This is a genomic window from Aerococcus sp. HMSC10H05, from assembly GCF_001806975.1.
GTDB classification, from domain to species: domain Bacteria; phylum Bacillota; class Bacilli; order Lactobacillales; family Aerococcaceae; genus Aerococcus; species Aerococcus viridans_B.
In genome coordinates this window covers 21,123-39,825 of the sequence record NZ_KV786958.1, presented here as the reverse complement: position 1 = coordinate 39,825, position 18,703 = coordinate 21,123, and the positions used below count along the sequence as shown (strand labels likewise).

The following is an 18,703-nucleotide window of genomic DNA, read 5'->3' as shown; positions in this document are numbered from 1 at the left end:
TTTTTTAGTCATCAGTCCTATATATTGTAGAGTCCTTTTTTATCATTATTTTCCAATTTTAAATCAGTTTAAAACATCTTTAAAAAACCTTAAGACGGCGTCATCTTTCACAAGTTTGACTTCTGTATGTTAAAATGAAAATAAGGCAATCTAACAGTTTTTAAGGAAAATGCCAATAAATTTATGAACGGAGTAATCAATATGGTGAGATTTATACATACAGCAGATTTGCATTTAGACCAGACCTTTAAAAATTTACCAATCAAAGACGATTACTTGCAATATGCCTTATCAGAAGCAACATTAAATTCATTCGATAACCTTATTCAAACAGCAATTAATGAACAAGTAGACTTTTTCTTAATAGCCGGTGATATTTACCACGGTGCACGGGCGACTTTGCGCGCACAATTTGCTTTTTTGAGTGGTATGCAACGGTTAGCTGATGCGGATATTCCTGTTTATATGATTTATGGAAACCATGATTTTGATGCTGACGCTGACCATCGCCTAAAATTACCAAAAAATGTCTATATTTTTGGACCTGAACCAGAAACCAAATACTTATCTACTCCAACAGGAGAGAGCGTTGCTATTACTGGCTTTTCTTATGATCAACAATGGATTTTTGAAGACCAATCAGAAAACTATCCAAACCGTGATGCATTAGTGGATTATCATATTGGGATGCTTCATGGTGATAACTCAACTACTGATGGTCAAAAACGCTATGCACCATTTAATCCAAGTCAATTAGCCAGTCACGGTTATGATTATTGGGCCTTAGGACATATCCATAAAGGCCAAGTCATATATGAACAACCGGCTATCGTTTATCCAGGAAATATTCAAGGCACTAGTTTCAAAGAAGATGGGCCTAAAGGTGCCTTAATCGTTAACTTAAGTAAAGGACAGCCAGCTGAATTAGAATTTGTTGAAACGGCGGAATGGCAATTCCAACATTCAACACGTGACTTAGGTCCAATAAATAGCCTAGATACTTTAAGAAGCACAATTGAAACGGCGCTACATGACCATATTATGTATGCGAAAGATGAAGCAGTAAATGTCATTTCTCGTTTGACCTTTATGACTGATGGTGATGAAGAAGCATTATACTGGTGGAATACCTATGCTGACGAACTATTGGAGCAATTGCAATGGTCGTTAAGGAATCAAAATGCCAATCGTGAGCAAAAAGTTTATCTTGTTTCACTTAATGTTGAGGTGAAAGATCTAGCTGTGTGGTCACCGTCACCAGTCTTTAACGAAAGTATGAAACAAGCTTTTGAAAATATAGTTTCTGATACAGAGCAATATCAAAAAGTAATTGAAGACCTTGGAAAGAATGGACAATGGCAACGCTTGATTGGCGCTACAATCGATCAAGATCAATTTAAAGCTGATATATTAGCCAAGGCAAAAGAAAAAATTATTGTGGAACAAGCAAGTTATAGCCAGGAACAAAGGAGATTTTAGCCATGCATATTCAACGATTTGAAATATTTGGGTATGGAAAATGGGTGGACCAATCCTTCCAGCTCACCCCTAATTTAAATGTTTTTTCTGGTTTAAATGGTTCGGGAAAAACTACCCTCATGTCATTTTTATTAAGTGTCATGTTTGGCTTTCCAAATACGCGCCGAAAGAATGCGAGAAATTATGATACGAATGATAATGTGAAATACGGTGGCCGTTTATACTTAACCAATACCAAATATGGCGATGTCATGATTGAACGGACAAAAACCAATGGCAAACAAAAATTAACTTATACGATTAATGAAGGTGAAAAACAAGTTGCAAATGACGTTTCATTTTTGTGGAATGATTTAAGTAAATCTGATTATCTTGCTTATTTTGGCTTTTCTGAAGACGACTTAATGGATTTTGTTTGGGATGATGAAGAAGACTTTGCTAAAAGCTTGATGTCAATTGGAATGTCAGGACGCCAAGTATTAACAGATATTACGCCGAGTATGCGTAAAGATGCTGATGAAATCTTTAAACCCAATGGAAAGAAGCCATTACTTAACCAAAAGATTCAAGAGATTGAAGCAGCAGAAGGTCGTCTGAACAAAGCACAAGATAAAGAAGAAGATTACTTTGATCTACGCCAAGCTTATGAACAAGAAACTAGCAGACTTAATCGTTTACAAACCAACTTGAAGGATGCAACTAGTGGCGAAATACAGTTAGAGCTCGCTAATCAACAGTCAACATCTATGAATGAATATCTTCAATTACATGATGAACTTAAGCATTTTAACTTTATTGAATTCGAACCTGAATTAGCTAATAAGTGGTTACAATACGAAAATCAAAGCCAACACATTGACCAACAATTAGCTGAGCTAACCGATGAAACTGAGAGTCAGTTGATTGCTGATGAAAGTACTAGTGGTCATTCAGCAGGTATGAATTGGATTGTTAACCATCCTAATATCAGTGAACAAATGGTTGTTGAAGCACGTGCTTTTAGAGATAGAATGCGTCAAAATGAAGAATTCAGTCATGAATTGATTGAACGCCGCTATGAAAAACAGCGATTAATGTCCTTACTTGGGGCAGAAGACATGTCAGAGTTGCCAGATGAATTAACTGCTGAGGAAAGAGCTTATTGGCAACAAAGATATAAAACGTTAGAAAATAAACGTGTTTTCTATAATCATAGCCAAAGTGATATGAATAATTTAGCAGAAAAAGCGCAATCACTTGAAGATGAATATACACAATTATCTTATGAGCTGGAAGAGCTTGAAGCAAATGGTCGCCAAAATGACCGGTGGATTCGTTTACTTGGTGGTGTACTTACAGGTATAGGAATTATCTTATTAGTCGGCTATTTTGTAAGCTCACTTACTTTCTTTTTCGGTGCAGGAGTAGCAGCTACTATTGTAGGTATTTTTATTTTGATTATTGGTATGGTGGTCCAAAATGCTAAATTAACACAATATGAAAATAAAGTAGAAGCTTATGATTTAGACTTACAAGATATCCAATCTGAACTAAATGAAGTTCAACGTAACAAAGAAATTCAAGAAGAACAATTGGCCAACTTATCTGCAGAGTCGACAGACATTGTCACCGAATTAGATAAACTATTAGCTGAAAAAGGTGGATCTTCAAATATATCCTCTCAAGTATGGTTGGAAGATACTTATGTTGATGAAATTTTTAATTTAGACCATAAGATTCAACAATTAGAAATGACCCTAGGTGTTTCTAGTTTCGGCAAAGCCCATGAACAGCAATGGGCAGATTATGCTGCAACATTAGCAGAAGGTGAGTTAAGTGAAGATATTTACTTCCAACAATTTGAAGATGATTATCTAGCTTTAAGGCGTCAGCAAGCAGACCAGGACTATGCATCGTATGAAGAACAAAGTCGTGCCAATAGACGTCAACAATTACAGGCAGAATTGTCTGCTATTAGAGCGGACCAAGAGCGCATTCTTGACCAATATAACTACCCATCAGGTGAAGAATTATTAGCTGCTATTGACCAACAAAAGAAAATGAAACAGAAACAAAATCGTCATGATATTTTAGCTAATCATTTAGATTTAGACTTAGCCGTTTACTTACAACAAGATCGTTCTGTTAGTCAACAATTAACAGACTTACGAACAGAAATTACGAATATGGAAGAAGAAATTGCTGAGTTAACACAGTCAACCGCTGATAAACGTAGTCAAATTCAAGAAATTGCAAATGAAGGTATGGCACCAGATTTACTGCAAGCCTATCAAGCACTAATTGATGAAGCTTATCAGTTGTCTGTTGAATGGGCAGCTAACAAACTAGCCATTGCAACTTTTGAAAAAGCTACTGTAGGTGAATCATCTGATGTTAAAGAACGTGTACTCACAAATGCTTCTCGATTCTTGCTTGACCTATCTGATAGTCGCTTTACCAGTTTAACATTTGGTGAAGAGGGCATGTCAGTCCGTCTAGCTGATGATGCTGAAATGTCGGTGAATCAATTGTCTCGCGGTGAAAAAGCTTTGTTATTTGTAGCTATGCGTTTTGCCTTTATAGATGCACAGCTTGGTAATATTGAATTGCCAATTATTATAGATGAAGCATTTTCACATTTAGACAGAAAATACCGAGCAAATATTTACCGCTTCCTACAAAAATTTGCGTCTTCACACCAAATTATATTCTTTACGGTAGATGATACCTTATTAGATCTTGTAGAAGCACCAGCGCAACATGTGCTGTAGAAAGGAAAGAGATGGACAATTTACAAATTTTTGACGTAGCGCTAGATCAAAACTTTAATATCTATGTATTGATTAAAGTAGCTGAAGTACGAGAAGACCGGAATGGAAAAAAATACATATCTTTCACTTTCCAAGACCGGTCTGGCTCAATCGAAGGCAAATTCTGGGGAGCGACTGAACAAGATATTGAACAATATACATCTGGTCAAGTAGTGGCCTTAGCCGGTAAAAGAGAACTTTACAATGGTAAACCACAAGTTCGAATTAACAGCTTACGCTTAGCCAACGATTCTGAACCTAATGATCCTTCAGATTACGTTGAACGCGGTCCAATGACTAGACAGGAAATGGTCAATGAAGTATTGGCTACTGTCGAGAGTATTGAAAATACTACAATTGATGCGATTGTTCGTTATTTATTACGTGAAGTATCCTGGGATTTCTTTACTTATCCAGCAGCTAAAAAAAACCACCATGCGTACGTAGGTGGACTGGGCTTTCATACCATATCTATGTTACGGTTGGCGCAATCAGTAGCAAATCAATATGATAATATCAATAAGGATTTACTATATGCTGGTGTAATCATCCATGATATTGGTAAAACAGTTGAATTCACAGATCCTATGTCTACTGAATATAGTGTAGAAGGTAACTTGATTGGACATATTTCAATCGTGGATGAGATGATCACGCTCGCTGTTGATAAACTAGGGTTTGATCAATACAGTGAAGACGTTGTCTTATTAAAACATATGGTATTGGCACATCATGGTAAACAAGAGTGGGGGAGTCCGGTGTCACCACATCTATTAGAAGCTGAAATACTGCATCATTTAGATGATTTAGATGCTTCTATTCAAATGATGACCACTGCTTTAGATCATACGGCGCCTGGTGAATTCTCAGCACGTATTTTTGGCATGGATAACCGAGCATTTTACAAACCAAAAGGCCAGACTGAAGTATTGATGGACCAAGAAAATGATGATGCTAGTCAAATATTGGAAGAAACAGACAAAGATTTACCATTTTTTGAATAAAATGGTGATAATCTATTTTTAAATTTCTTTTCTTCAACTAGTTTTTCAGTATCGAAGATCATATTTTTATCTCTCAATTGTAGGGTAATTTTGATAAAAATATTCATGCGAGGATTTCCTATCTATTAGTTGTCGTTAACTTAATGATAATGGAATCCTCGTTTTTTTGCGAAAAAAATTGGACCAATGCCTTTTTTAGTCATCAGTCCTATATATTGTAGCGCCATAACAACTTATAGTAAAAGAACAGATCAAAAAAGCCATCCGAATTCGGATGGCTTTTCATTTAGGTATATTCATTCGTTTATTCAGCAGAAGATTCCGATTCACTAGAACTTGCTTCTGATGAGGCAGAAGATTCAGTTGAAGATTCTTCAGAAGAGGATTCGCTAGAAGATTCTGTAGATTCAGAGGCATCATCGCTTGATGCTGCAGATTCGCTAGCCGCAGATTCACTTTCAGCAGCAGCAGACTCAGCTTCAGCATCCATAGATTCTTGCTCTTCATCTGAGATGATTACATCATCTAAAGCTGTCTTTAAGTCCTTATCTTTAATATCGACATTGTGCGCTTTTAGAATATCAGAAACGATACCGGCAACTAATGTAGAATCTGTTAATTTATCAGCAGTAATTGATTCTTTTAATTTATCTTTTTCTTCTTCTAAACTACCTTTTTCAGGTTTTTCGTCCATTTTAATGATGTGGTAACCAAAGCTTGTTTCAACTGGTGTAGTTGTATATTCGTCTTCCGCTAATTCTTCAGCTGCAGCATAGAATGTCTCATCTAAACCAGAGTCTGCATCTACTTCACCCAGAGAACCGCCCTTTTCAGCAGTTGCAGTATCGGTTGAGTTTTCTTTTGCTAATTCCGCAAAGTCTGCACCGTCATCTAATTGTGCAATCAAGTCTTTCGCTGTTTCCTCATCTTCAACTAAGATATGTGAAACTGTGAATGGTGGAGTATACTCATCATAAGCGGTTTGAATTTCTTCATCGGTGATATCGATATATTTAGCTACTGATTCACTCATTAGCTTATAGTAGTATACTTGATGTTCGTAGTCCTCACGGTCAGAGAAACCAGATGATGCTAAAACAGAATTGAAAGCATCTTCTCCACCATAATTAGCGATAAGGGCTTCAACTTCAGTTGTTGCTTCTTCGGTCAATTCTTTAGCGCGATCTTCACCGACTTCATTAACAAAAACTTCTTCCATAATCAATTCTTGTAATACGGTATTACCGTATGTTGATTTTAATTCTGCTTGTAATTCTTCGTTGGTCACTTCTACACCATCACCAGTTGCAACAGCGCTTGAACCGTCACCTGAACCAGTTGAGCATGCTGCAAGGGCAAAAGTACTTAATAAGGCAATTGAAGTAAGTTTGAATTTCTTACTAATCATCATTTTCTTGATTCACTCCTGTCAAAACTTCATAATACAAGTCTTAATATAGCATATCAAAAAAGCAATACACAATGATTCAGAAGATTAATCAAGAAAACTTCATATTTAATGCTAGATTAATCATTCGTATGCTCATCGTTTGAACGAATGTCAGCGGCAGATAAGTCATGCTGTAATTTTGCCACTTGTTGTTGGATTTCAGAAATTTGTGGTGCAGTAGATTGATTGAAATCGTTCAGCGCAAAGGTAATTTCATCGCGAGCAATTTTCGCTGAGGATAATCCTTGTTGGGCTAAATCTGTTACTGCATTTTGAGCTTGTGCGATTGAACCAGTTAAATCATTGGCTGCATAAGTGACATCGTCAAAATAATTCTTTAAACGCTCTCTATTTTCTGTACCAGAATGAGGTGTTTTTAATAAGGCATAGCCCGCACCTGCAACAGCACCAAATAGGAGACCAGTTATAAATTTTTTCATTATTATCCCTCGATTTGTTGGTTGATAGTCTTGGCAATATTACTTAAGTCTTTGTCTGAGTATGTGCCTTCTTCAGCTGGTTCCCATTTTAAGCCGAAACCATCTTTTTCTCCGTTGTATCTAGGAATTAGATGGACATGTGAGTGGAATACAGATTGATAAGCCATCTCACCATTATTATTTAAAATATTTAAACCTTGCATATCTGGGTAGGCATCTTTTAGGGCATTCGCAATTAAAGGAATCCGTTTAAAGACAGCGCCAGCATCATTTGAAGAATAACCAAAGATGTCTTGAATGTGTTTCTTAGGTACAAGTAAGGTATGACCTTTTGTCACTTGGCTCATATCTAGGAAGGCCATAACTACTTCGTCTTCGTAGACCTTATTTGTTGGGATTTCGCCGTTTGCAATTTTACAGAATATACAATTATCCATGAATAGTCCTCGCTTTCAATAATAGGCTAACTTTCGCCATAATAATTCATCGCATTTATTTATAAATAATGGTAAATTAAAGGCTATAATTATATTAATTTTAACATAAATGATGGGAAGGGAACAATTTCAGTGCTATGCTAAATTGGAATTGATCTATTCGACATTTAAAGACAAAGTGAATTAAAAGGGATGAACTTAATGACATTAACAGTTAAAGGACTTACAGGAGGCTATTCAAGTCAACCTGTTTTAAAAGATATTGATTTTAATATTCAATCAAGTGAAATTGTGGGTCTCATCGGATTAAATGGTGCTGGTAAATCAACCATTATTAAGCATATTATTGGTTTGATGCGGCCAATGAAGGGCGAAATTTCAATTGATGGCCATCAATTAACAGACGATGCTGATGTGTATCGTCAAGCCTTCACTTATATTCCTGAAATGCCAGTATTATATGAAACGTTAACGCTAAGAGAGCATATTGAATTAACTGGGATGGCTTATGGATTAAGTAAGGAAGAGGCGCTAAAGAATGCGCAACCGTTACTAGAAAATTTCCGTTTGGATAAAAGGCTAGATTGGTTACCTATATACTTTTCAAAAGGGATGAAGCAGAAGGTAATGATTGTTTGTGCTTTCTTAGTAGATACCTCATTATATGTAATAGATGAGCCTTTTCTTGGATTAGATCCGATGGCTATTCATGATTTTATAGACCTACTAAAGGCGAAACGAGAAGATGGTGCTTCGGTATTAATGACTACGCATGTTTTAGCAACAGCTGAACAGTATTGTGACCGTTTCTTATTCTTAGCGGATGGGGAATTAGTAGCAGCTGGAACACTAGATGAAATTCGTCAACAATATCAAATGCCAAAAGCAACGTTAGATGATTTGTATTTGCGATTAGCAAAGGGGGCAGATGACCATGCATCTGCTTGATATCTATCATAAGCGCCGAGAAGCGAGTTATCATTTATTTTTAAAAAATGCGAAGTATATTTTTAATGACCACGCTGTTATTGTGCTTTTCTTTTTATTTGGGGCTTTAGCTTATCAATACTCAAATTGGTTATCCACATTATCTCAAGGTTTGGTCGGTATTTGGGTACACTTACTTTGGGCTTTGATCATGACAGTGGGCCTTCTCTTCACTAGTGTTGCTTCTCATATTATTGCTAGTGACTTGGTCTTTCTATTACCTATGGAATCTAAATTTAATGGGTGGTTTCGCTCAGCTTTAAACCACTCGTTATTATTACCAAGTATTATCACCATTTTATTGGTGGCTGGCTCATACCCGTTATTGGTAATGATGGCGGGGTATTCAATTGTTGAATTGCTGGTGTTAGCGGTCATTCTTATTTGTTTTAAGTCAGCACATCTAAGTATTATTCTTGAAAGTTGGCGTTATACAAATCAGCGTTTGATTCAATTTCATCTAGTAATGCTTTATTTTGTGTTATTTATAACAGTACTTTTAGCTTCTTATGTTACGCCCTATCTTTGTTTAGCTATCGCTTTAGTATATTTGATTGTAGTTCATTTTACTGGTATTCAGCCTTTCTCAGAGGAAAAGAAGGGCTGGCATTGGCATAAGCTTGTTTCTATGGAACAAAATCGCCAGCAACAGATTAAACGTGGCTTAGCCTTATTTGTCAATATGCCTCAAGATGCTGTATCTAGTAAACGTCGCAAGCATCTAGACGGACTAATTAAAATAATGAATCGTAGTGATAATCCATATGCTTATCTGTATAGTCGAGCTTTTTGGCGGTCAAGTGATTATTTCCCTCTATGGTCCCGTATGACTTTGATAGGGATATTATATTTGATATTTGTCACAAATAATCACTGGTTGAATATACTAGTGTTATTACTAGTTCAATACTTTAGCCATTTTCAAATTTTACCGATGGCTAAGAAAATAAACCAACATATTTTATTACAGGTCTATCCAATTAATCAAAGTTCACAACTTACTGGATTTAAACAAATGATGATGCAACCAATTTGTACGCAAATTGTATTATTTTTAATTGCAAGCATATTTACACATGACTGGATTTTTACTGGCACATTATTACTTTCAACCATTATACTCGGGTTATTCTTCGTTTATTTTTATCTAGCGCGCTTTATGCGTAAGAAAGAAAAAAAGGTTAGAATACGCTAAGTTAGTTGACTAAGTAAGGATTTCCAACTAAAATAACTAGTACTTAAGAAAAAAGGAGTAAGCATCTCAAAAGGGAGTCGCTGCTCACTTTTTTCATTTATACAGTGAAGTTTTATGACTTGGGTAAACGAGAGGAGGAATGGTTTTGGAATACAAATTTGATCGTGAGTGGATTCTTGAACCTATTGGAGGCGATACTGGCCAAGCTTATGTTGGCTATAATGATGCCAACGATGAACGTGTATTTCTAAAACGAAATTCTTCACCTTTATTAACGATCTTGTCAATGGAAGGTTTTGCACCCAAGTTGAAATGGACTAAGCGCGAAAGTAGTGGGGATATTATGACGGCCCAGGATTGGGTTTATGGTAATGTCTTATCACATTTTGAAGTAGCCCAATTGCCCGTTGTAAAATTGATGTATCGTTATCACCATTCAGATAATCTATACAATATGTTAGTGAAAATTGATGGTGATGTTTATGAACCAGAACGTTTTTTACAAGATTATCAAAGTAATCTATCAAAAGAATTACGTAACCACCACTTCTTAACTTGTGTGGAGAATTGTTTGTGGGACACGCGTCATTTAGTTGATGGTGCACGCAAAACGGTATGTCATGGGGACTTAAACCGTCGTAATTTTATTCGTGCTGAGGATAACCAATTGTATCTAGTAGACTGGGAAATGGTTAAAATTGCTGATCCAATATTAGATATCAGCCAGTTATTGGTACAATATGTTGACTTTAAAAATTGGGATGCTTGGTTTGATTTATATGGATTACGTATTACGTATGATATTTATCAACGTATTGAATGGTACTCCATGTTAAATCTCCTGAATATGATCAAAAAAGATTATCAAGAGAACCGGATGATGGCCATGAACCATAAGATATTAAAATTAAAACATATATATAATAACCGCTACCTACAGCAAGTAGGAGAAATGTAACAAGTGTCAGTCAACTGAAAGGGACCGGGCCTTCCGGTCTTTTTTATTGGAATGAATCATACTAGATAGTTTTGATGAGGAGGAAAATATGCGTGTAAGAAATAAGCCATGGGCAAAAGATGCTATGGCAAATCATAGAGAATATGTCATTTTAGAACCAGAAACGATGCAAGGAAAATGGCAAGCAGAATTTAATAATGACCATCCTATTCACTTAGAGGTGGGGACTGGAAAAGGACAGTTTATTATTGAAATGGCACGCCGTCATCCAGACATTAATTTCATTGGTCTTGAACTGCAAGAGTCAGTTTTAGTGATGGCAATGGAGAAAGCTTTAAAAGGTGAAATACTTCCGAATTTACGCTTTATTTTAGGGAATGCCCTTGAACTATCTAATTATTTTGAAGATGGAGAAGTTACTAAATTATACTTAAATTTCTCTGATCCTTGGCCAAAAGCACGGCACGCTAAACGTCGCTTAACTTTTAAAACATTCTTAGACCAATATAAACATGTATTAAAAACAGATGGATTATTGCAATTTAAAACGGATAATCAAGGTTTATTTGAATATTCACTCACCTCAATGTCTCAATATGGGATGGATTTCTTAGAAATTTCATTGAACCTGCATGAGTCAGATATCGAAGGTAATGTACAAACAGAGTACGAAGAGAAATTCTCAGCCCGAGGTTTTAGAATTAACTATATGCTAGCAAAATTCAAATAAAACGATGTGCTAATGCCGCTTAGAATAGATAAGTTGGACAAAAATCAAGTAATGCTGACTTTTTAGCAAAGTAATCAAAATGTAGTGATATATAATAGGTCAATCTACTAGAAGAAGCCAAATATCATTACGATTATAAGATAACAAAAAGAGGATGTGACCTTTACGTCACATCCCCTTATTTATATGCGATAACTCTTATAACTTATAAAAGTCTAAAAAGTTACCTGTTTTTGGATCAGCCATAAATTCATATTGAACCAATTCATTGTCTTCGGTTCGTGAAATCCCACCGTAGAAAACTTCTTGTTTTTGCCCAAAGCGTTCTGCTTCGATTGGTTGTAATTCAATCCAAGAACCTTCAATGGTACCTGGGTCAGTGAATAAGGCTTTCGCTTTTTTTAGGACATCATTACCATCCACTTTTTTAGAGTGGTCAGATACTAAAGCACCTACAACACCACCGATAACTAAACCGCAACCAAATAGGAAGCTAGCTAATAGGATATCGTTACGTTTATTTTGCAGTTCGTATTGATTAGACATATAATCGCTCCTTTATTGTCTGAAGGTTGAATAAGTAATACTATTTCGATAAGTGATGATATATGTATTATAACAATCATAGTTAACAAAATATAGTTTGACCTACTAGGATAATGGGATTGTGAAAATTGAGGCTGTATAAATGGTATGATTTGAGCCTCTTTATTAATATTTGCACTTTTATTACTATGAGTATATAATTTAGTGGAATATGATACTTTTTAATAGGACATTACCAGTCTAGTTGATGACTAGGCTTTTTTATTGGTTACTGTCGTAAGTTTTATTTAATCCTATATTAAAATGGATATATGAAGGAGATTTTAACAAATATGTGGATTAGTATATATAACCGAGATGGCGTCGGTGACGTGATCATGTTTTCAAAAGGCACATTAGCGAGAAATCGTATTGCAACTTCAACTGTTGGCGATGTAACGCGTATTTATAATAGTGAATCAAAAGAAACCATGGGTTACAACATTCAAAATATTTCTAAACTAATATCAATCGAAGGAAAGGGACGAGTACACTTAAGTCAAACACAACTAGATTTAATCAACCAATCGCTTTATGAGCAAGGTTTTGATACCATTCCTTTCAATGATAATCCACGTCTAGTTGTGGCTGAAGTATTAGAGGTGAAAGATTTAGAAGGTTCTGACCACTTACATATCACCCAAACAAAAATTGGGCCGGATGAAGTTGTACAAATCGTTTGTGGTGCAGCTAATGTCCGTGAAGGAATGTTTGTTGTAGCAGCCTTACCGGGTGCTGTCATGCCAAATGGACAAGTCATCTGGGAAGGTGAATTGCGCGGCGTTCCAAGTTACGGTATGTTAACTTCTGCATTTGAATTAGGCGTTGATCCTGAACATGAACGAAAAGGTATCCTAGAAATTAAAAATGACGTGCCAGTTGGGACATCATTTGATAAAATTAATAGTGAGCATTTCGTTGATGCCTAATGAGATATTAAGTAACCTCATAAATAAATAAATAATACATGTAAAGTGTTGGGGGTGAGTAGTTGCGTCAAGAGCATGACAAACTGAGACATTCTAAGGACAAATGGCAGCGAATAGAAGAGAGAACGAATAATCAGCTTGAGCATTTTGTGCCATTTTATTATAAGGAGAATAATGCTTTGTTACATGAGAAAAATAACAATCCAATTACTTTCCCCAACTACATGAACTGGTATAACCAAGGGGAAGATGCATCTTCTAGAAGACAAATCCCGCCTAAAAAGGCATACGATGCGAATAGAGAAAATCAAGACCCCCAACAGATGGCTTACTATCGATCCGGGCAAGATCACAAACAACGCCATCAGTCGTCATATGGGCATTTTAACTATGGCCGGCAAGACTCTTCAAAAACAAGATTAGCTAATGATTCAGCTGATCAAGAAGTATTTAAGGCAGTGAATGTTGACAACAAGCGTCAACAAAAGTTAGATCGGTTACGTCAAGAGTTGCAGGAGTATCAGGATTATCAGTTCCGTAGACCTTTTCAACCTAGTGAATTGCCGTCAAATTGGACGAGTAGTCGTCAGGATGCTAAAATTGCCCGATCTAAAGGGAGAAGCCAATTTCATTTTGAAGAAGCTATTTCTGAACCTAAAGGATTTCAAGAGAAGCGACAAACAATGCCGATTTCAGAAGCATCAACTGAAAGAAAAACTATGCCCAAACGTGGACATTTAAACCGAGGTTTAAAAAGTATTATGGCAGATGAACCAGGGGTTAGCTTTCACCAGCCTGGAAAACAAGCAAAGTCAGGACATTATTCTTATTTTCCAGGGAAAGATCAGTCAGAAAATACCCCATATTTAAGAAATAAACAAGCAAAGTCTAATCGAGGAAATGGAGATTTAAACGAGAATGAATAAAGAATTAACGTATCACTTCACTGGGATTAAGGGTTCAGGTATGAGTGCCTTGGCCTTAATCTTGCACAATATGGGTTATAAAGTTCAAGGTTCTGACCAAGAAACTTATTTCTTTACCCAACGAGGTCTAGAAAAAGCAGGAATTGAATTATTACCTTTTAATGCTGATAATATTCAACCAGGAATGTTTGTGATTTGTGGTAATGCTTTTGGTGATGACCATCCCGAAGTTGTCCGTGCTAAAGAACTCGGTCTCGATGTGATGCGTTACCATTTCTTCCTTGGAGAATTAATTAAAGATTATACGAGTGTGGCGATTACGGGTTCCCACGGGAAAACATCTACTACTGGTTTGATGGCACATGTGATGCGAGGTTTACACCCTACAAATTTCTTAATCGGCGATGGTACTGGTGCAGGGCAAGAGGATGCTGAATACTTTGTATTAGAAGCAGATGAATATCGTAAACACTTCTTAGCTTACTATCCAGATTACGCGATCTTTACGAATATTGATTTTGACCATCCAGACTATTATGAAAATATCGATCAAGTATTCGCAGCTAATACTACTTTTGCACACCAAGTGAAGAAAAAGGTAATTGCATACGGTGGTGATGCTTACCTTCGCCAATTTGCAGATCAATCTGATTTAGAGGTTTGGTATTACGGTCTTGAAGGTGGCGATAACCATATCGTTGCTTCCAATGTTGATTTAGCGACTGACGGTTCTCATTTCGATGTGCATGTGATGGGTGAATATTATGGTCATTTTGATATTCCAACATTTGGTGAACATAATGTGATGAATGCTTTATCAGTGATTGGTTTTTGCTATTTTGAAAATTTCCCAGCTGATCGGGTTGCTGAAGAATTACGGACTTTTGGTGGTGTAAAACGTCGTTTCTCAGAAAAGAAAATTGGTGATATGACTTTAATTGATGACTATGCACACCATCCGTCAGAAATTAAAGCGACAATTAACGCTGCTCGTCAAAAATATCCAAATAAAAAAATTATTTCTGTTTTCCAACCACATACATTTAGTCGTACAATTGCACTAATGGATGAATTTGCAGGTGCTTTGGATTTATCAGATGATGTTTATTTATGTGAAATTTTTGCTTCTGCCCGTGAGAAAGATAATAAACAAGTATCTGTTACTGACTTAGCAAATAAAGTGACTAAGCCTGTTGAAGTATTGCCGTTGGAGAATGTATCGCCATTATTAGACTATGACGATGCTGTCATGATCTTTATGGGGGCTGGCGATATTATGAAATTTGCTTATGCATATGAAGAGCTTTTGGCAGATAGCCAATCAACAATTCACTAAAATATAATAATTAGAAAGGTCGGCTTTGTGCTGGCCTTTTTGTAAATTGCTTGGGATGATATATAAGGTGGTGGAACGAAAAATGGTTTATCGAAAAATTTTACAATTTGACCAAGAAGAACGATTTCAAGATGTTTTAGCGAATGATGTCAACGCTTTAACCTGGTTACATTATGAAAATCCAGATAAAGTAGAAGTTAGGAAAGTGCTAGAAGACTATCATTTACCAGTTCATTTTGGCGAATATATTTATGACCAGTTTGAAACTTCTTGGATTGAGTATTACCGTAATGAAGCGGGAGAGTTATTTACCTATATCATCATTCAGTATCCATACGGTCATGAAGTGATTAGTGAAAATACTTATCGTACAGCACCATTAGTGATTGTAATGGGGACAGATGTCGTAATGACGTTTATGAACCATACCAATGTGCCGTTTATGCTAGATATTCAACGGTTAAATTTTCCATCTGATTTTCCATTAACTTCTTCATATGCCTTTGTGATGTATATGTTTTATGAAGTAGCTCAAGCGCATATTGATGCAGTTACTAATATACACGGACTAATCAAACAAGCTGAGGAAGAAGCACGTCACTCTACTAAGAACAATGTATCATATGCCTTAATTAATATAAATAAAGGACTAGTATATCTTTCTACTGCTGTTCATCAAAATGCGAAAACATTGGATAAAATCAATCAGTATTTCACCCGTATTGAAAAGGATACCCGCTACCATGAACGGGTCTTAAATAGAGTACAAATAGAAATGAATCAAGCTAAAACAATGATTGAAAATGATATGTTAGTGGTTAATAAATTAAATGATATGTTATCAAATGTCATTTCAAACAATCTAAATGATGTCATGAAACGATTAACTGTCATTACAATTATTATGACGGTACCAACTATTACAGCAGGCCTTTGGGGAATGAACGTGGCACTCCCCTTGGAGGACAATATTCATGGTTTTTCAATCATTTTAGTAGGATCAGTGATTTTATCAGTGATTATTTACTGGATTATCGAAAGAATGGATTTGTTTAAATGATACGAGAAGCTATAAATTTTTTGAAAAGTAGTGTTTTAACTATCGCGTCGTCGCTAAATTATGCTAATATGAAGACAGTATAATCAAGGAGGCTATTATGGCTAAGCAAAAGATTAAAAAAGCAGTAATTCCAGCTGCTGGTTTGGGCACCCGTTTTTTGCCAGCAACTAAGGCAATGGCGAAAGAAATTATTCCAATCTTGGATAAACCGTCGATTCAATTTATTGTAGAAGAAGCGATTGAAAGTGGTATTGAAGAGATTTTAATCATTACTGGACGTAATAAACGTTCAGTCGAAGACCATTTTGATGCAAACTTCGATTTAGAAGATAACTTAAAACAAAAACACAAAGATAAATTATTGAAGATGGTTGAGGATACTTCACTATTGAATATCCAATTCAAACGTCAACATTATCCAAAAGGACTAGGAGATGCTATTTTCCAAGCTAAATCATTTGTTGGTGATGAACCGTTCTTATTACTTTTGGGTGACGATATCATGGTTAATGCAGAGGGAGAACGCCCTTTATCTAAACAGCTGATTGAATGCTATCAAGAACATCTAGAAGATGGCAATATATTAGTGGCAGGAGCAACTGTTCCAGCATCAGAAGCATCTGCATATGGGATTATGACAACTTCTGGGAATGGTGAAGCAGGCATTTATCATATTGATAAGTTTGAAGAGAAGCCACAAAATGAAACAGAAGAAAAATTAGCGGCAGTGGGACGTTATATCTTAACTCCTGAGATTTTTGATGCTATTGAAGCTATACCAGTGAACGCATTTTCCGGTGAAATTGAATTAACAGATGCCATCAACTCTCTTGCAAATGAAGATAACTTAAAAGCTTATGACTATCAAGGTGAATGGTATGAAGTTGGGGAACCATTAGGTTTACTTAAAGCCAGCATTCAATTCGCCTTACGTCACGAAGAAACAGCAGACGGTTTCCGTGAATACTTGAAAAATGATATTATTCCAAATTTAAAATAAATGCCTAAATAAGCAGTAGCACCGAAATAATGGTGCTACTGCTTATTTTTCTTAACTATTATATTCTTCAGGCTGAAGTCCAGCAGCTAATATTTTTAGTAGTTGTCCATTTTCAGTATTTTCATGCCAACCGCTAAAGTAGTTAGATCCAGGTCCGTAAGCATAGACATTCACATCTTCACCTGTATGGTTACCAGTTGTCCAGCCTGTATTTGAACGGCGGTCAACAATATCACGGATGGCTTGTGTTAAACGTCCTACTTTTTCTTCGTAAGTATAGACGTATGTATGGTAAATTGACCGTAATTGATTTTGTTCAGTAGCAGATAGGTCGAATTGGATATTATGCCTAATAACTTCTACCCAATCATTCGTTTCTTGTGTTAGCTGGGCAATATGCTCAGGGGTGGCCTTTACATTTCGGATAAATTCTGGCAACCATGAATCAATATTGTTAGCCCCCATGGTCATCCCACCAGTTGCATGGTCTGAAGTAGAGATAACTAATGTATTACCATCTTGTTTTGCAAAATCAATAGCTACTTGGAAGGCATCAGCATAATCATCCATTTCACTCATGATGCCAACGATATCTTTATGGTGGGCAGCCCAGTCAATTTGACTGCCTTCAACCATTAAGAAGAAGCCGTCATCACCAGTATCTAAACGACGAATAGCAGAGTGGACCATTTCAGCTAAACTTGGCGTTACGTTAGACCATCGATCAATCGCCATTGGAAGCCCAAATTCTGAGAAAAGGCCCAGTACTTGTGGGCTATTTGAATTAAATAACTCCTGTTTAGTGTGGACGATGTCATAACCTAGATCGGCAAATTCTTGCGCTAAGTTACGGTCTGGTCGGATAAAATGATTACGCCCACCACCAAGCATCACGTCAATCTTTTGTTGACCATCAAGGGTATCATCAAGGTATTGGTCAGCAATATCAAAATAATCCAAGCGACTTTCAACATGAGCTGCAAAACCAGCAGGTGTAGCATGGCTAATTTCAGCCGTCACTACAATCCCTGTTTTCTTTTTGTTGGCTTTAGCGATCTCTAAAGCAGAATCTACCCGATTCATTTGTTTGTCTAGCCCAATAACACCGTTCATGGTTTTAACGCCTGTAGCCATAGCAGTGGAGGATGCTGCTGAATCTGTAATTGTCGCCCAAGGATCAAAGGAATAAGTAGATTGTTGGCCCACCAAATATTTGTTAAAGATGCTTGATTTTCGAAAGTGGCCGACATCTTGATGTAAATACTCTCGATAGGCTGATGCGAGTGAAACGCTCATCCCATCAGATACCATGAAAATAATATTCTTGGGTTGATGAGGTAAATTTTCGTTACTAGCTACCATTTGTTGCTACATCCTTTCCATAATCATTGTCAAATA

General features: G+C 36.3%; 17 protein-coding genes. 12 read left to right on the top strand and 5 right to left on the bottom strand.

Translation table 11 applies throughout. The features are described 5' to 3' along the window. The first annotated feature begins 201 nt into the window (after nt 1–201). The 3 genes from HMPREF3116_RS02055 to HMPREF3116_RS02045 are packed head-to-tail and all read left to right on the top strand — an operon-like array spanning nt 202 to nt 5,272. Nucleotides 202–1,479 (top strand): metallophosphoesterase family protein, encoded by a 1,278-nt coding sequence (locus HMPREF3116_RS02055; RefSeq protein WP_246819019.1) that lies wholly within the window; start codon nt 202–204, stop codon nt 1,477–1,479. Nucleotides 1,480–1,481: 2 nt separating this feature from the next. Next, nucleotides 1,482–4,229 carry an AAA family ATPase gene (locus HMPREF3116_RS02050; RefSeq protein WP_070467381.1) on the top strand — a complete coding sequence of 916 codons (2,748 nt, stop codon included), beginning with the start codon at nt 1,482–1,484 and terminating at the stop codon, nt 4,227–4,229. Between the two features lie 11 nt (nt 4,230–4,240). Continuing rightward, nucleotides 4,241–5,272 carry a 3'-5' exoribonuclease YhaM family protein gene (locus tag HMPREF3116_RS02045; protein ID WP_070467379.1) on the top strand — a complete coding sequence of 344 codons (1,032 nt, stop codon included), beginning with the start codon at nt 4,241–4,243 and terminating at the stop codon, nt 5,270–5,272. 304 nt (nt 5,273–5,576) lie between these two features. Here HMPREF3116_RS02045 and HMPREF3116_RS02040 read toward each other — a convergent pair whose 3' ends face one another. The 3 genes from HMPREF3116_RS02040 to HMPREF3116_RS02030 form a co-directional block, all read right to left on the bottom strand. Further along, nucleotides 5,577–6,683 carry a peptidylprolyl isomerase gene (locus HMPREF3116_RS02040; protein WP_070467377.1) on the bottom strand — a complete coding sequence of 369 codons (1,107 nt, stop codon included), beginning with the start codon at nt 6,681–6,683 and terminating at the stop codon, nt 5,577–5,579. Nucleotides 6,684–6,799: 116 nt separating this feature from the next. Further along, nucleotides 6,800–7,162, bottom strand: a complete 363-nt coding sequence (locus tag HMPREF3116_RS02035; RefSeq protein ID WP_070467376.1) for a YtxH domain-containing protein — start codon at nt 7,160–7,162, stop codon at nt 6,800–6,802. 2 nt (nt 7,163–7,164) lie between these two features. After that, nucleotides 7,165–7,599, bottom strand: a complete 435-nt coding sequence (locus HMPREF3116_RS02030) for an HIT family protein (protein ID WP_070467374.1) — start codon at nt 7,597–7,599, stop codon at nt 7,165–7,167. Between the two features lie 201 nt (nt 7,600–7,800). On the opposite strand from HMPREF3116_RS02030, the gene HMPREF3116_RS02025 reads away from it, so the two are divergent. From HMPREF3116_RS02025 to trmB, 4 genes are all read left to right on the top strand, one after another. Next, nucleotides 7,801–8,547, top strand: a complete 747-nt coding sequence (locus HMPREF3116_RS02025; protein ID WP_070467372.1) for an ABC transporter ATP-binding protein — start codon at nt 7,801–7,803, stop codon at nt 8,545–8,547. Further along, entirely contained in the window at nt 8,534–9,781 is a 1,248-nt protein-coding gene (locus tag HMPREF3116_RS02020) for an ABC transporter permease (RefSeq protein ID WP_083272722.1), read from the top strand. The genes HMPREF3116_RS02025 and HMPREF3116_RS02020 overlap by 14 nt, the downstream gene beginning before the upstream one ends. Nucleotides 9,782–9,920: 139 nt before the next feature. Beyond that, complete coding sequence (locus tag HMPREF3116_RS02015; RefSeq protein WP_083272721.1) at nt 9,921–10,739, top strand: phosphotransferase family protein; 819 nt, start codon at nt 9,921–9,923, stop codon at nt 10,737–10,739. Between the two features lie 88 nt (nt 10,740–10,827). Beyond that, nucleotides 10,828–11,469, top strand: a complete 642-nt coding sequence (gene trmB / locus HMPREF3116_RS02010; RefSeq protein WP_070467367.1) for a tRNA (guanosine(46)-N7)-methyltransferase TrmB — start codon at nt 10,828–10,830, stop codon at nt 11,467–11,469. A 198-nt stretch (nt 11,470–11,667) separates the two neighbouring features. Here the strand turns inward: trmB and HMPREF3116_RS02005 are convergent, their stop codons facing one another. Then, complete coding sequence (locus HMPREF3116_RS02005) at nt 11,668–12,015, bottom strand: hypothetical protein (RefSeq protein WP_070467366.1); 348 nt, start codon at nt 12,013–12,015, stop codon at nt 11,668–11,670. A gap of 332 nt (nt 12,016–12,347) precedes the next feature. Here HMPREF3116_RS02005 and ytpR point away from each other — a divergent pair, with 332 nt between their 5' ends. The 5 genes from ytpR to HMPREF3116_RS01980 all read left to right on the top strand — a co-directional run bounded on the left by ytpR (nt 12,348) and on the right by HMPREF3116_RS01980 (nt 17,305). Further along, on the top strand, nt 12,348–12,983 hold the full coding sequence (gene ytpR / locus HMPREF3116_RS02000; RefSeq protein WP_070467364.1) for a YtpR family tRNA-binding protein: 636 nt from the start codon (nt 12,348–12,350) through the stop codon (nt 12,981–12,983). A gap of 62 nt (nt 12,984–13,045) precedes the next feature. Next, nucleotides 13,046–13,909, top strand: a complete 864-nt coding sequence (locus HMPREF3116_RS01995) for a hypothetical protein (RefSeq protein ID WP_246819018.1) — start codon at nt 13,046–13,048, stop codon at nt 13,907–13,909. Then, on the top strand, nt 13,902–15,245 hold the full coding sequence (gene murC, locus HMPREF3116_RS01990) for a UDP-N-acetylmuramate--L-alanine ligase (protein WP_070467360.1): 1,344 nt from the start codon (nt 13,902–13,904) through the stop codon (nt 15,243–15,245). The genes HMPREF3116_RS01995 and murC overlap by 8 nt, the downstream gene beginning before the upstream one ends. An 82-nt stretch (nt 15,246–15,327) precedes the next feature. Beyond that, nucleotides 15,328–16,305, top strand: coding sequence for a magnesium transporter CorA family protein (locus tag HMPREF3116_RS01985; protein ID WP_070467358.1), 978 nt, complete (start codon nt 15,328–15,330; stop codon nt 16,303–16,305). Between the two features lie 97 nt (nt 16,306–16,402). Beyond that, a complete protein-coding gene (locus HMPREF3116_RS01980) occupies nt 16,403–17,305 on the top strand; it encodes a UTP--glucose-1-phosphate uridylyltransferase (RefSeq protein WP_070467356.1) in 903 nt (300 codons plus the stop codon). Between the two features lie 51 nt (nt 17,306–17,356). Here the strand turns inward: HMPREF3116_RS01980 and HMPREF3116_RS01975 are convergent, their stop codons facing one another. Then, nucleotides 17,357–18,667 (bottom strand): alkaline phosphatase, encoded by a 1,311-nt coding sequence (locus HMPREF3116_RS01975; RefSeq protein ID WP_070467354.1) that lies wholly within the window; start codon nt 18,665–18,667, stop codon nt 17,357–17,359. Nucleotides 18,668–18,703 lie beyond the last annotated feature (36 nt).

Bases quoted from the DNA above. Each gene is read 5' to 3' on its own strand.
- HMPREF3116_RS02055 (WP_246819019.1), top strand. From the start codon at position 202: ATGGTGAGATTTATACATACAGCAGATTTGCATTTAGACCAGACCTTT.
- HMPREF3116_RS02050 (WP_070467381.1), top strand. From the start codon at position 1,482: ATGCATATTCAACGATTTGAAATATTTGGGTATGGAAAATGGGTGGAC.
- HMPREF3116_RS02045 (WP_070467379.1), top strand. From the start codon at position 4,241: ATGGACAATTTACAAATTTTTGACGTAGCGCTAGATCAAAACTTTAAT.
- HMPREF3116_RS02040 (WP_070467377.1), bottom strand. From the start codon at position 6,683: ATGATGATTAGTAAGAAATTCAAACTTACTTCAATTGCCTTATTAAGT.
- HMPREF3116_RS02035 (WP_070467376.1), bottom strand. From the start codon at position 7,162: ATGAAAAAATTTATAACTGGTCTCCTATTTGGTGCTGTTGCAGGTGCG.
- HMPREF3116_RS02030 (WP_070467374.1), bottom strand. From the start codon at position 7,599: ATGGATAATTGTATATTCTGTAAAATTGCAAACGGCGAAATCCCAACA.
- HMPREF3116_RS02025 (WP_070467372.1), top strand. From the start codon at position 7,801: ATGACATTAACAGTTAAAGGACTTACAGGAGGCTATTCAAGTCAACCT.
- HMPREF3116_RS02020 (WP_083272722.1), top strand. From the start codon at position 8,534: ATGCATCTGCTTGATATCTATCATAAGCGCCGAGAAGCGAGTTATCAT.
- HMPREF3116_RS02015 (WP_083272721.1), top strand. From the start codon at position 9,921: ATGGTTTTGGAATACAAATTTGATCGTGAGTGGATTCTTGAACCTATT.
- trmB (WP_070467367.1), top strand. From the start codon at position 10,828: ATGCGTGTAAGAAATAAGCCATGGGCAAAAGATGCTATGGCAAATCAT.
- HMPREF3116_RS02005 (WP_070467366.1), bottom strand. From the start codon at position 12,015: ATGTCTAATCAATACGAACTGCAAAATAAACGTAACGATATCCTATTA.
- ytpR (WP_070467364.1), top strand. From the start codon at position 12,348: ATGTGGATTAGTATATATAACCGAGATGGCGTCGGTGACGTGATCATG.
- murC (WP_070467360.1), top strand. From the start codon at position 13,902: ATGAATAAAGAATTAACGTATCACTTCACTGGGATTAAGGGTTCAGGT.
- HMPREF3116_RS01985 (WP_070467358.1), top strand. From the start codon at position 15,328: ATGGTTTATCGAAAAATTTTACAATTTGACCAAGAAGAACGATTTCAA.
- HMPREF3116_RS01980 (WP_070467356.1), top strand. From the start codon at position 16,403: ATGGCTAAGCAAAAGATTAAAAAAGCAGTAATTCCAGCTGCTGGTTTG.
- HMPREF3116_RS01975 (WP_070467354.1), bottom strand. From the start codon at position 18,667: ATGGTAGCTAGTAACGAAAATTTACCTCATCAACCCAAGAATATTATT.